This is a genomic window from Streptomyces speibonae, assembly GCF_984686075.1.
Genome location: NZ_OZ480260.1, coordinates 1,006,985 through 1,017,243, shown reverse-complemented (window position 1 = coordinate 1,017,243; position 10,259 = coordinate 1,006,985). Strand labels below are relative to the sequence as shown.

Sequence of the window (10,259 nt, the reverse complement as noted above, 5' to 3'; positions counted from 1 at the left end):
ACGTCAAGCAAGGTTGAGGTCAGGCGGTGTCCGCGGTATCGGCACCGGCCTCGTGCTCCTCGACCACCCGCCGCACATCGCGGTTCGCCACGACCTTGGCGAAGCCGCACGAACAATTCACGGGCGTGATACCAGTCAGCTCCCTGACCACCCACCCGTTCTCATCCACCGACTCCGTGAAGTCGGGGTCCCAGGTCATCTTGTGCTCTGTAGCCATGGCAGCATCCTCTCGCGTGTGGGCCCCGCCAGGACGGGACATCTGGCAGCTCTCTCCGACGGCCCGACACGGTCCCCCAGAGGGTCTCCCGGGCACAGGAAACCCCCTCCCCTGGCGGACCTTCCAGCACCGCTCAGGGAAGGGGGTAGGAGACCCCACACAAACCGGCTCCGACCTCGGCGTTTACCGCTCCACCGGGACGGAGACCGCCTGCGCGTCCCACGCCTCCTCAGGCACCATCCGCCACGTCCCCGCGTCCGTGCGCTCCACCTCCGGCTTCAGCCCGTCCAGCGCCTTCAACACCTGCCGCTCCTCCAGCCCGGTCGCCTGCTCCAGCTCCCGCCGCGTCGCATTGCCGTACTTCGCCAACGCAGCCCGCACCTTCTCCTGATTCGACGACCCACCCACCGGCAGAACCAGCCGCTTCCCCACCGGCGCACGCACCGTCGTCGCCCCAATCCGCGCCACCTCAGCACGGAACTCATCGCCCGTCAGCCACATCCCCTTGTACGGCGCGGCGACCTGGTGGACCGGCGACTGCAGCAGGAACTTCCCCGGCTGGTCCAGCTTCCCGGGCTCCCAACCAGGGGTGTTACCGAAGATGAACCGGCGGTGGTCCGCGTCGTTCATGCGGGTGGACAGCCGGTTCGCGTAGTTCCCGCGGGCGTCCGTGGTGCCGCCGAACACCTTCCTGCTCGGCTGCTGGGTGGCGGACAGGAAGTGCATGCCGGCGAACCGCATCAGCGCGAGAAGGGACTCCTGCTTCTTGGAGGCCGGCTGCTTCTTCCACGGGCCGTCGTCGCCCTGCCGGACCAGCTCGGCGAGTTCGTCCTCGATGACCCAGATCGCGGGCCGGCCGTGCTTGGCGGGGTCCCACTCCTGATCGCCCGCGGCAGCGAGGATCTCGCCGCGCTCGCCGAGTTCCTCCTTGAGCCAGTCGAGGAGGGCGTGCGCCTGCTCCGGGGTGGTCGCGACGTCCTGAAGGATCGGCGCCATCGGGGTCAGCTCCGGCGCGCCCGGCTTGAGGTCCATGCCGTACAGCACGGTGTCCGGGCGGTCCGCGAGCTGGACCGCGATGGACCGGACCAGGGTGGACTTGCCGAACTTGGACGATCCGGCGACCAAGGTGTGGTTGTAGGCCAGGTCGAGCCAGACCGGGTTCAGGAACCGGTCCACGCCCAACAGGACCGGGTCGGTGAACCGGGCGCCCTGGGTTCGCGTGTAGGGGACCACCGCGGCGAGCGGGTCACCGTCGATGAACCGGGCGATGATCTGGTTCGTGAGCGCCCCGTCTTCCAGCATGAACTCCCCGGCCACGCCCATGCCCGACGCCACCCGATCCCAGGCGGACTTGAGGCGGGACCGGTCCAGATTCACAGGCAGATCAAGAACCGCGGTCCAGCCGGTCTTGGTCCGTTCCACGGTGCAGCCCGGGAGTTCGGCCTGGAACAGTTCGTGGACCACGGTCCGCAGGCGGGTCTCTTCCACGGTCCGCCCGGTCAGGTCCGGCCCGGCCTGAACCGGTTCAGGCGCGGTCCGCTGCGCGAGGGCGTGCGCAGCCATCTCCTGCCGGATCATGGCAGTCCGCAGCTTCACCGACTCATGGTCGAGCTTGATCGCGTCATGCCGGGTGTGGTGCTTGTACACCAGCCGGGCAGCGACCGCGGCAGCCGACGAGACGAGCCACGCGTAGGCGGTGGGCCCTATCCCGGCGACGGTGGTGACGCCGGCCTGAGTGAACAGGCCAGCGGCGGCGAGGCTGGACCAGGCCAGGGCGGGGCTCCACTTCTTAGCGAAGCTGACGAAGGCGAGCTTGCCCGCGGCGACGGCGGCGGTGAACTCGACGGCGGCCGCGCTGGTGCCGTACTGCCATTCGGCGATGAGGGCGGCGCCGGTGACGATGCTGGGCACGGCGAGGCTGGTGGCGAGATCGGCGGTGGTGATCTTCACTGGCGGGCTCCGGCAGAACGAGGGCCGCCCCCCGGGGACGGGGGCGGCCGCGGGGGTGGCTAGTTGTACTGGTGGAGCTTCGACTCGGCGTCCTTCAGCCGCCGGTACGCGGTCGACTCCGACACGCCGAGGATCAAGGCGGCGCCGCGCTTGGTGATGTGCTCGCCCCTGCGGAGCCGGGACAGCAGCTGGTCGACCTGGTCCTCGGGCTGCATGGGCCGGTCCACGGCACGCCCGGCGGCGTGGACCGGGGCGGGCGCGGGCGCGGGTTCGGCGTGGTTCACCGGCTGGTCGGCGGTCTGGACCGGCTGCGGTTCAGGCCGGTCCACGGGCCGGTTCTCGGGCTCGACCACCGGCGGTGCGGGCGGACGGCGGGCCTCGAGGGCGAGCCGCACAGCGACCGTGCGTTCCTGCGACAGGAGCCGGTCCCGCTCTCCGAGGGCGAGCGCCATCTCGGTGCCGGCCTGCTGCTGCAGCGCGGACAGGTACGCCTCGTACTTGGGGTCGAGTTTGATGCGGATGGTGTGCATGCCGATCGCCCAGACGCCCTTGGCGGCGGCGGAGACGAGCGCGCCGACGATGCCGACGATCCAGCCCCACGGGCCGGTGAGGTGTCCGTGCATGATGATCGCCGCCATGGACACGACGAGCATGGCGACGCCGGCGGTGCGCGGGAGTTCGGCGCGTTTGTGGTCGTGGCGCAGGAGCCATTCGGCGATGAGGCAGGCGGCCCATCCGGCGTCGAACACTCCGGCGACGAGGTAGGCGGCCCAGGCGGGGGCGAGCATGGCGAGCATGCCGCCGATGGCGACGGTGCCCCAGATGATCGCGCCGATCGTCATGAGGATGGCGGTGGTGAACAGGATTTTGCGGAGGAGGCTGTCGAGGTGGAACGGCAGCCGCGGCGGGGGCGGGCTGGTGTCGGGGATGGTGTAGGTGACGGGGGTGCCGTTGACGGTGTCGGTGATGGTCTGGGTGCGGGGGCGGCGGAAGCGGCTGGGCATCGCGGGTTTCTCCGGGTCAGGTGCGGGCGGTGGTGCGGGGGCGGTGGGTGCGGATCTGGTGGGCGAGGTAGATACCGCCGGCGGTGAGGAGGGCGGCTTCGGGCTGGGCGGCGGCGGCGTGGGTGATACCGGTGACGATGCCGAGGAGGAGCGCGGTGGCCAGCTGGGCGAGCTGGGCGGTGGCCTCGGGGTGCATGAGAGCGAGGACGGCCAGGGCGGCGGCGAGGAGGCTGCGGAGGAGGTGGTCGGGGCGGCGTCGCATGGCGGCCCTTTCACTCGGGTCGGGTGGGTGGTGGCTGGCCGGATGTCCAGGGCGCACGCGTTGTGGTCGTGCGCCGAGGGCTACCGGTCAGGCGGTGGGCTTGGGCATGGCCCGGCAGGTGGCGGCGTGCTCGTTGGCCTCGGTGCGGGACTTCTCCGGCATGTACTCGTCGAAGTGGTTGTCGCCGAAGCCGTACCGGCCGCCACCTCCGATGGCGTTGCAGCCGAGGCACCGCCAGTTGAAGCCGTTGGAGACGCGGGTCTGCCCGTTGCCGAGCAGGTAGCCGGGGTTCCCGTACTGGTAGTTGACGGTGCGGGTCTGTCGGCGGAGCTCGACGGTGGCGCCGCCCTGGGTGAGGAACCGCATCACGACGTTGTCGTCGGTCTGCGGAGGGGACGTCTCGGTGGTGGTGCTGGTCATGGGGGTGTCCTTTCGGCGGGTGAGGAAGGCGAGCATCGGGCCGGGGCTCCTTGCGGGGGTGAGCCGCGCCCCGGCCGGGGGATGGTGACCGGGGCGCGGCGGCTGGTGGGTTCAGCGGGGGGCGTTGGCGCGGAGGATCGCCTCCGCCTCCGCCCGGTCGACCGGGTTGAGCCTGTTGAGGTTGTCCTCCGCGGCCTTGCGGGCCTGCTCCGGGTCCAGGGCGCCGGCGCGGGCTGCGGCGGCGAGTGACTGCACCTGGTGCGCGGCGATCTGCCCGAAGCCCACGTCTAGTTCTCCTTCTGGCCGTAGGCGGCGTTGAGTTCGGCGACCGCGTCGGTGCACTGGCCGGTGGTGATGCGGTCGTAGACCTGCTGGCCGGCGGCGACGGCTTCGGGGGTGGTGAGGTCGGTGTGCTGTTCGGGCACGGTGGTTCTCCTCGGGGTCAGCGGGCGGCGTTGATGCGGGCGAACGCGGCCTGGTCGCGTGCGGCACCGGCGGCGATGGTCTGTTCGGTGGGGGTGCGCAGCTCGGTGCGGCACTGCTCGACGGTGTCCGGCGTGGACAAGATCCGGTTCGCCCGCGGGGCGAGGGAGTCCTGCTCGGTGCTCACCGCTGTCCCCTGGCGGCGCGGATGTCAGCCCAGGTGGCGCCGAGGTTGTGGGCGGTCTGCACGGTGGCCCGCAGGCGGTGGAGCGTGTTGGTGTCGGGGGCCTGCTGGTGGGCGTTGCAGGCGTCGGCGGCGGCCTGGATGGCGCGGGCGCGGGGGCTGGGCTGGGGCGGCTGCTGGCCGTTACGATCGGTCACGGTCATCTCTCCTGTTCACGGCAGGTTGGGTGACTGGCCCCGACCGGCAGGGTGAGAGCTCCGGTCGGGGCCGACTTGTTGTTGCCGTTCCAGAGTGCAGGACCCCTTTACAAACGTCAAGGGGTTCGGGGAGGATGCTGCCGTGCCCAAGAACCCTGAGCGCGAGGGGAGCCCGCGATTGATGAGCCTTAACGACATCGCGGTGGAGCACGGGGTCAGCCGCGTGTCGATCCACACGTACCGACGCCGCGGGACCTTTCCTCAGCCTGTACCGGTGCCGGGCACGACGGCGCTTCGATGGCGAGAGGACGAGGTGGCCGCGTTCTTCGCGGCGAACCCCAAACAGCCAGGTAAGCGGACCGACCTCGCGACCTCGAGACAGCGACCCAAGGAGACCGGTATGAGGACGTTCGTGCTGACGATGCGGATCGAGGCCGACGCCGATGCGGCACCGGACCAGATCCGGCAAGAGATCTACGACGCGTGTTCGGACGTGTCGTTCAGCTTTGACGTCACGAGCGTGGAGCCGGAGGCGCAGGATGGGTGACCTGGTGGAGTGGTTGCGCGCGCAGCTCGACGAGGACGAGCGGACCGCGCGGGCCGTGCGGGCGCCCCACGACTGGCACCAGGGCCCCGGCGATGATCCGGACTGGACGAACTCGGAGATGGTCCTCATGTGGCCGCCCGAACACCACACTCCATACGAGCAGGACAAGCACTGGCGCGGCCTGACCGTGGAGGGGCCCGAGCTGGCTGCGCACATCGCGGAGTGGGATCCGGCGCGGGTGCTGCGCGAGATCGACGCCAAGCGGCGGCTGATCGGGCGTATCAACACCCACGCCACCATCATGGGATGGGACGAGGTCCACGGGGACCTGTTGCGCAGCCTCGCCCTGCCCTACGCGGACCGGCCCGGCTACCGTGAGGAGTGGCGGCCGTAGCCGACCGCAGACCAGAGGGCTCCCTGCTGACCTAGGAACAGCAGGGGGCCCTCTTCGCGTGTCCGGCCCATCCCCGCGTGCGCCCACCCGCCCGCGCCCGCACGCTGGCCGTATGGCTGTTCCCCCTGTCGTGATCTACCCGCCCGACGACGACGGAGGCCGGCGTGTCCGCATCGACGGCGCGATCGTCGGCCGGGCGTTCTCCGTCCTCGACGTGGCGAGGTATCTCCAGGAGGCCGGTCTGCAGGAGGCCGACGAGATGGACGTGGTGCGGTCGCTGCTGATCGAGTGGCGGGGTGGCGGGCCGGACGTCTGGACGCCGTGACCGTCTGGGGCGTAGCGTCGGTGGCTACTTGGGAGAGCGAAGCCCGCCGCACCCTGTGGGGTACGGCGGGCTTCGTGCTGTTCAGGCCGTGAGTGCCACCCACAGGACGACAGCGAGTGCGGCCACGATCAGGCACCGGCCGAGGAGCCGCCGCCACTCCGGGCTCATGCGGCGATCACCCCGCCCTCCCGTCGGGTCCGTCCGCTTCGTTGAGGCGCGCATCGTCCATGACGATCCTGCTCGGGCTCGTCATGCCCCGCCGCATGCGCCGCATCTCCCGAGCGACCTCGGGGTGCTCGCGTAGCAACTCCTCTCGCCAGATCTCTACGAATGCCCTGGCCTCGTCGTCGTTCACGCGGCCACCATCCCGTTCTCGGTCCAGATGCGTCCGCAGCCGGTGCAGTGCGCGAGCGGCTGCCTGCCCTCGCCGCCGTGGACGTCGATCCGGCCGCCGCAGTCGTGCCGCTGCTCCAGCGTGCGGCGCTGCGCGGCGATGTCCAACGCCCGCTCCACCCGCTCCGCGGAGGCTCGGGCCACGGCGGCGACGGTCTCCCGGTGCCGATCGGTCAGCGGCGCGAACGGCCCACCAGGCTGGGTGAGACGGGCGTACAGCCACAGGGCGGCATGCGGTGCCGTCCGCCGCCCCGTCCACTTCCAGCGGCGCGGATCGTTGGCGTCCTGGTCGGCGAGCTCGTTCCGGCGGGCGCGGTCGGCGGCCGGCCAGTCGCGGGGCGCGCGGCTCATGGGGGTGCGCTGAATGTGGGCGGCGAGTTGGTCGGCGCAGTCGACGAGCGCGGCCTCGACCTCGGTCATGGTGTCGAGGATCGTCGTGCGGAGCGGGGCCGGCCGCTCCCCGGGGGCGTCGGGGGCGGAGTCGGCTCGCTCGGCTGCGCGGGCGAGGGCGCGGTCGGCGATGTCGGTGAGTGCGGCGAGGTGTCCGCGGAGGCCGATGCCGAAGCCGTGGTGGATGGCGGGCTGGCCGAGGGCGTCCTGAAGGTCCGGCCAGTGGCGGATCACGACGGTGAGGTGGGTGGTGGTGGTCATCGTGGCTCCTGTGGTGCTTGGGGCGGTACGGTGATCAGCACCTGGGGGCGTGCCTGGTCTGGGGAGACTGTGAGGCGCGCCCCTGCGTCGTTCTTCAGCGGTTCGAGGCGAGGTCCGTGAGCGGCGGATCGATTCGCGCGAGCGGGCAGGGGCCGCCGGAGCAGGGCTCGTCTCGGGCTTGGATGCACAGCTTCAGAGAGCGGCTTCCGGAGACGAACGACAGGCCGTCGTCGAACTCGGCGTGGGGGTCGCGGGTGACGATCCAGTCGGGGCCGACGGCTTCGATGCGGACGCAGTCGTAGTGGTCGCGGCCGAATGCTCCGTAGGCGAAGCCGTGGATGACGTCGCCGACGGCGAGTGGTTTCGCGGGCATGGTCACTGCTCCTTGGGCTGGTCGGCGGGCTGGATGGCGTCGTGGAGTTCGGCGAGTCGCTTGTCCCACCAGCGGGCGAGGCTGGTGCCGAGCGGGGGCGGGCCGGCCGCTACCCACTGCTCGTGGAGGTCGATGACTCGGGTGACGGTGTCGTTGGCGGTCTGGTGGAGGGCGGAGATGACGCGGACGGTGGTCTCCAGCTCGGTCGCTTCGGTCGCTGCTGGGGCGGGCTCGGTCAGGGCGGCGAGGATGGTGAGTGCGCAGTCGTGCTGCCCGATCTGCCAGTCGTTGCGGCCGGCGGCGGTGGCGTCGCGGATGGCGGTGGCGACCTTGCGGACGCGGGCGATGGCGGCCAGGAGCTCGTCGACACGGTCGATGGCGGCCTGGTGGCGGCGGGCGTTCTCGTCGAACAGGGCGCGGGGCACAGTCGCTTCGGTCGCTGCCGTGCCGGGTCCGGCGATGGCGGCGCGGATGCGGGCGGCCGTGTCGGTCCGGTTGGCGGTCCAGGGCGCGCCGGCGTGGATGAGGGCGGCGACGTGCTGGACGCGGGTGAGGGCGGCCTCGGCCTGTTCGGCGCGTTCGTAGAGGTGGTCGAGTTGGTCGCTGGTGAGGTGGTCGAGGGGGATGCGCTGGTTCATGCTGCGTGGTCCTCCGGGCGGTCGGTGTGGCGGGTGGTGAGGTCGGTGCACAGGTGGTCGTGGGCTGCGCCGTAGGAGGCGCGGCCGAGGCGGCAGCACGGGTTGAGCGGGGGCGGGTTGTGGCCGAGGGCTTGGCGTCTGGCCCAGTCGTGCTCGAGGAGGGTGCGCTTGTGGGTGGCGTATTCGCGGGTGGCGATCCAGGTGAAGAGGGCGGCGGTGTAGATGAGGGCGGCGGCGGGGAGCCAGTGGCCGGTGTGGGCGAGGTAGGCGGCTGCGGTGGTGAAGAGGATGGCGGTGAGGGTGGCGGCGTGGCCGTAGCGGAGGGCGGGTGTCATCGGCGGTCCTTCCGGTAGTGGTTGTGGAGGGCGCGCCCTGCCCAGCGGAGGCTGAGCAGGGCGGCGCTGATGAACGGGGCGAGCACGATGCCGATGCCGAGGGCGCGGCCCATCAGGCGGCCTCGTCGTAGTCGGGTGGCTGACTGTGGGACCACGAAGGCCGTGAGCGGCCCTCTGCGGGCCTGGGAGGGGTTCCGGTGTCCGCAGAGCCGCCGGAGGGGGTGTTCGTCGCTCCAGCGGGCGTACAGCAGTCCTCTGGGTGCCTCCTGGCCCGGACGCCCCGCCGCAGGGTCTTCACAACCCACGCGGCGGCCGCAGCCGCCCCGAGGAGGACCACCGTGCCGACAGCGGCCGCGACGACGATCCACACGAGGAGCGCCACGCCGAGAGTGATCGCGGTGTCTATGGCCTCACCGATCACGGCCGGCCCCCGTCCTGCCGCGCCCCGGCGGCGGGCCCGGGATCGGCTTCCACGACGGTGGACGTCTCGTCCCAGCGGACGATGCGGAGCTGGGCCTCCGGGAAGCGGCGGCGGAAGGACTCGCGGCGCTCGCGGGCTTCGTCGAGGGTCTTCCGCTTGAAGGTGACGCCGACCCAGGTGTCGCCCTCCCAGACCTCCAGGGAGAAGTCGGTGACGGTCGGCCAGGGCGCCTCGGTGGTTGCCGTCTCGTCGGCCTGTCGCGCCCCGGCGGCGGGCTGGTGGCAGACGCACGGGCAGTCGGTCTCGCCTTCTTCGCAGCACCACACCGTGCCGCCGGAGACGGACGTCCGGCAGGGGCGGGTCTCGGTGCTCCCGGGCGCGGGCTGGTCGGTTGCCGTCTCGTCCTGCCGCGCCCCGGCGGCGTAGTCGCACGGGCCGTCGCAGGCGTGGCACCAGGGGTCTCCTGCGACCAGCGGGGAGTGCTTGGCTCGGTGGTCGGCGCGGCCGTCGTGGTCGCGCTTGGGGTGGGTGCAGTGGGCGCAGCGCTCCGGCTCGTCGGTTGTGGTCTGGTCCTGCCGCGCACCGGCGCTGTCGAGTTGGGCGAGGTAGGCGGCCTGCTGCTGGGGGGTGAGTGCGTTCCATGCGGCGCGGTGGCGGTCGCGGGGGGCAGGGGGCGGGGTCTCTTCCTCGTTGACGGTGTGGTCGGGCAGGCGGAGTCCGGGTCCGTCGGTGGCCGCCCGCCGCAGCAGCTCCCGCAGCGTCTCGGCGACGTGGTGCGGGCCGACGGGGCGCTCTGCGGGCCACCCGTCCGGGCCCTGCTCCTGGCGCCGCATCCGGGAGAAGGAGTTGCCGAGTTCGGTGTAGCGCTCCGTCAGTACCGCTTCGAGGGCCTCGGGCACGGCGTTGATCTCCAGCGCGTCAGCGCATCCACAGTCGGTGCGGAGGCAGACGTCTTCGTGGTGGAGGCCGATGGGGTGCCCACAGACGCAGCGCGCGGGCTGCGTCTCGGTTGCCGTCTCGTCGGCCATGCGGCGCAGCTCGGCGCCCACGTCGGTTCCAGTGCGGAACGTGCCGTCGGCCACCGGGTAGACGGCCACGGTGTCGGACCAGTGGTAGCCGCGCTCGTCGATGTGGTCGCCGTGGTGCTGCGCGGCGCGGATGCAGAGTCGGTCGTCGTCGAACCGGCGGTGCTGCGCGCTGCACTCAGCGGCGGGAGCGTCGGCGGTCTGGTCGGCGGGCGGCTCCACGGCAGCAGGCGCAGCGGCGGGCGTGGCGGTTTCCTTGCGCGAGCGGTCGAGGCGCTGCTCGGCAAGACGGCGCAGCCATGACTCGACTGCCGGGCGGACTTCGAGCGGGATCGAGCCGACGGCGATGCCGACGTGCATCTCTTCGGCGGCGGTCCGCAGGGCTTCGATGGCGCCTTCCGCCTTGGCGCGGCGCTCGGCGGTCTCGGCGGTGGTCTGGTGGGTCATCGGGTCTCCGGGTGGTGGGGCCGCCCCGGTGCGCGGGGCGGCCGACAGAACGG

The 10,259-nt window shown here is 71.8% G+C and carries 18 protein-coding genes; 3 read left to right on the top strand and 15 right to left on the bottom strand.

The window, feature by feature from the left end:
• Positions 1-19: 19 nt before the first annotated feature.
• From AC5L3C_RS04535 to AC5L3C_RS04495, 9 genes are all read right to left on the bottom strand, one after another.
• Positions 20-217: a hypothetical protein gene (locus tag AC5L3C_RS04535; protein WP_493647006.1), complete on the bottom strand. Its 198-nt coding sequence runs from the start codon at positions 215-217 to the stop codon at positions 20-22.
• A 183-nt stretch (positions 218-400) separates the two neighbouring features.
• On the bottom strand, positions 401-2,167 hold the full coding sequence (locus tag AC5L3C_RS04530) for an FtsK/SpoIIIE domain-containing protein (RefSeq protein WP_493647004.1): 1,767 nt from the start codon (positions 2,165-2,167) through the stop codon (positions 401-403).
• 59 nt (positions 2,168-2,226) lie between these two features.
• On the bottom strand, positions 2,227-3,171 hold the full coding sequence (locus AC5L3C_RS04525) for a hypothetical protein (protein ID WP_493647003.1): 945 nt from the start codon (positions 3,169-3,171) through the stop codon (positions 2,227-2,229).
• 16 nt (positions 3,172-3,187) lie between these two features.
• Positions 3,188-3,433: a hypothetical protein gene (locus AC5L3C_RS04520; RefSeq protein WP_493647001.1), complete on the bottom strand. Its 246-nt coding sequence runs from the start codon at positions 3,431-3,433 to the stop codon at positions 3,188-3,190.
• An 87-nt stretch (positions 3,434-3,520) separates the two neighbouring features.
• Positions 3,521-3,853 carry a hypothetical protein gene (locus AC5L3C_RS04515; protein ID WP_493647000.1) on the bottom strand — a complete coding sequence of 111 codons (333 nt, stop codon included), beginning with the start codon at positions 3,851-3,853 and terminating at the stop codon, positions 3,521-3,523.
• Positions 3,854-3,964: 111 nt separating this feature from the next.
• Entirely contained in the window at positions 3,965-4,138 is a 174-nt protein-coding gene (locus tag AC5L3C_RS04510) for a hypothetical protein (RefSeq protein ID WP_493646999.1), read from the bottom strand.
• Between the two features lie 2 nt (positions 4,139-4,140).
• A complete protein-coding gene (locus AC5L3C_RS04505) occupies positions 4,141-4,278 on the bottom strand; it encodes a hypothetical protein (RefSeq protein WP_493646997.1) in 138 nt (45 codons plus the stop codon).
• Positions 4,279-4,295: 17 nt separating this feature from the next.
• Positions 4,296-4,463: a hypothetical protein gene (locus tag AC5L3C_RS04500; RefSeq protein ID WP_493646996.1), complete on the bottom strand. Its 168-nt coding sequence runs from the start codon at positions 4,461-4,463 to the stop codon at positions 4,296-4,298.
• The gene (locus AC5L3C_RS04495; RefSeq protein ID WP_493646994.1) at positions 4,460-4,657 is read right to left on the bottom strand and encodes a hypothetical protein; all 198 of its coding nucleotides are present in this window, start codon (positions 4,655-4,657) and stop codon (positions 4,460-4,462) included. The genes AC5L3C_RS04500 and AC5L3C_RS04495 overlap by 4 nt, the downstream gene beginning before the upstream one ends.
• 142 nt (positions 4,658-4,799) lie before the next feature.
• Here AC5L3C_RS04495 and AC5L3C_RS04490 point away from each other — a divergent pair, with 142 nt between their 5' ends.
• The 3 genes from AC5L3C_RS04490 to AC5L3C_RS04480 all read left to right on the top strand — a co-directional run bounded on the left by AC5L3C_RS04490 (position 4,800) and on the right by AC5L3C_RS04480 (position 5,923).
• Positions 4,800-5,204 carry a helix-turn-helix transcriptional regulator gene (locus tag AC5L3C_RS04490; protein ID WP_493646993.1) on the top strand — a complete coding sequence of 135 codons (405 nt, stop codon included), beginning with the start codon at positions 4,800-4,802 and terminating at the stop codon, positions 5,202-5,204.
• Positions 5,197-5,598, top strand: coding sequence for a DUF6221 family protein (locus tag AC5L3C_RS04485; RefSeq protein WP_493646991.1), 402 nt, complete (start codon positions 5,197-5,199; stop codon positions 5,596-5,598). The genes AC5L3C_RS04490 and AC5L3C_RS04485 overlap by 8 nt, the downstream gene beginning before the upstream one ends.
• A 112-nt stretch (positions 5,599-5,710) precedes the next feature.
• Positions 5,711-5,923, top strand: coding sequence for a hypothetical protein (locus AC5L3C_RS04480; RefSeq protein WP_493646989.1), 213 nt, complete (start codon positions 5,711-5,713; stop codon positions 5,921-5,923).
• 175 nt (positions 5,924-6,098) lie between these two features.
• Here AC5L3C_RS04480 and AC5L3C_RS04475 read toward each other — a convergent pair whose 3' ends face one another.
• From AC5L3C_RS04475 to AC5L3C_RS04450, 6 genes are all read right to left on the bottom strand, one after another.
• Positions 6,099-6,278 (bottom strand): hypothetical protein, encoded by a 180-nt coding sequence (locus tag AC5L3C_RS04475; protein ID WP_493646988.1) that lies wholly within the window; start codon positions 6,276-6,278, stop codon positions 6,099-6,101.
• Complete coding sequence (locus tag AC5L3C_RS04470; RefSeq protein WP_493646987.1) at positions 6,275-6,967, bottom strand: hypothetical protein; 693 nt, start codon at positions 6,965-6,967, stop codon at positions 6,275-6,277. Before AC5L3C_RS04470 ends, AC5L3C_RS04475 begins: the two co-directional genes overlap by 4 nt.
• A 94-nt stretch (positions 6,968-7,061) precedes the next feature.
• A complete protein-coding gene (locus AC5L3C_RS04465) occupies positions 7,062-7,340 on the bottom strand; it encodes a hypothetical protein (RefSeq protein ID WP_493646985.1) in 279 nt (92 codons plus the stop codon).
• Positions 7,341-7,342: 2 nt separating this feature from the next.
• Positions 7,343-7,978, bottom strand: coding sequence for a hypothetical protein (locus AC5L3C_RS04460; RefSeq protein WP_493646983.1), 636 nt, complete (start codon positions 7,976-7,978; stop codon positions 7,343-7,345).
• Positions 7,975-8,313, bottom strand: a complete 339-nt coding sequence (locus AC5L3C_RS04455) for a hypothetical protein (protein ID WP_493646982.1) — start codon at positions 8,311-8,313, stop codon at positions 7,975-7,977. The genes AC5L3C_RS04460 and AC5L3C_RS04455 overlap by 4 nt, the downstream gene beginning before the upstream one ends.
• A gap of 417 nt (positions 8,314-8,730) precedes the next feature.
• Entirely contained in the window at positions 8,731-10,206 is a 1,476-nt protein-coding gene (locus tag AC5L3C_RS04450; RefSeq protein WP_493646980.1) for a hypothetical protein, read from the bottom strand.
• Positions 10,207-10,259 lie beyond the last annotated feature (53 nt).